Consider the following 1,478-nt stretch of genomic DNA (forward strand, 5'->3'; position numbering starts at 1 on the left):
CGGCCATCGGGCGCGGTACCGGCCGGAGCCACTGGACAATTCGGCGCGCCAATCGATGCCGCTGCACCGCGCGACCAGTCGGCCGGTCCCGAGGTTCGAGCGTCCGGTCGGCGTGCGAAGAAGCGGGCGCGGCGGGAGCGGGCCACCGAAGCCGTGCGGGAGGTGTTGGCGCCCACCGGGTTCGAGCCCGAGGAGTTGGCGCAGCGGCTGCCGGACACCTTGCGGGGTGTGGGGGAGCAGGCGTTGGTGGCCGTGCGGAAGTGGGCCGATCCGCGGGAGCGGGAGCTGCGGAAGCGGCGACGGGCTCGGCGGCGGAGTTTCCGGCTCGGGACCGCCTCCGGGTTGACGACGGCCGGAACCGTTGGGCTGGTGTTGATCTCGGCGCCCGCGTGGGCGGTGGTCGTGGTCGGCGGCGGCGCGGTCGCGCTGGTGACCGGGACCGCGGTGACGGCGCGGCGGTATCTGGACATGCGGCGGGAGCCCTTGCCGCAGGCGGCGTTCGTGCCGCGGAAGTTGCCGCCGATCCGGTCGGCGGCGCGGGCTTCGATCGCGCGGTTGGTGCGGGCGGAGCGGGCATTGCACGGGTTGCACGCGCAGATCGCGCGGTCCGGGCGACTACCGGCGGATGATCTCGACGACACGCTCGAGACCGCCGCGTCGGGTGCCGCCGCTCTGCACGCCCTCGCACAGGATGTGGTCGCCATGGAGCAGGCCGCCGGTGCGCTGGGGTCGAATTCGCCTCTGGGTGAGCATGTTCGGGCCGTGTCGGTCCGTCTCGACGGTGGCGTGGTCGAATTCGAGGGCATGGTCGAGGCGGCCGCCCGGGTGCTGGCCGTGCCCGAAAGCGCCGCGGTGGCCGATGATCTCGGCTGGGCCATGGTCGGGCTGCGCGATGCCGCCGATCGGCTCGACGGGTGGGCTCAGGCGCTCACCGAGCTGGCCGACCAGCGTTTCCGCACGCGTCCCTGAGAACGCCCGCGTCCGAGACGAGAACTCCGTGTGGTCTGGGGCTCTCTCGTCAATGCCCGCACTGCCGCCCGCATCGATGTCGCGGCGGCGCGTCCCATTCCCGCATCTGTGGACCCCGGGGTCGCGCTTCGGGCGCGCGTGCGCGCGATTGCCGGGGGCAGTGACGCCCGCGGCGGCCTCGGCCGGCAGCACCGCAGGTAGGGCGGGGTCCGGCACGCCGGATCGACCGCTCCTGGACAGTCGCACGACCTCGGGGTGAACCCTGATTCTGTCCCGGATATCGCGGCTGACCTGGTGATTTTCTGGCCCGGCCGACGCAGTATGGATGGTGTCGGATCGCGCGGACGGCGGTTCGGAAACTAGGAGGCAAGGAATGTTCTGGAAGATTCTCGGCGTCGTCGTCCTCGTCTGGATCGCTTTCATGATTCTCGGCGCGCTGATCAAGAGCCTGTTCCCCATCCTGATGGTGAGGGCGGTCATCTTCGGGCTGTACCTGCTGTACAAGGCGG

General features: G+C 71.4%; 1 protein-coding gene. It reads left to right on the plus strand.

Annotated features, from left to right (window positions below):
* Window positions 1-969: hypothetical protein (locus ACIRS4_RS36790; RefSeq protein WP_404204397.1), on the plus strand; the 969-nt coding region annotated here is incomplete at its 5' end.
* Window positions 970-1,478 lie beyond the last annotated feature (509 nt).

Source organism: Streptomyces sp. NPDC101166, assembly GCF_044768125.1.
Lineage (GTDB): Bacteria > Actinomycetota > Actinomycetes > Streptomycetales > Streptomycetaceae > Streptomyces.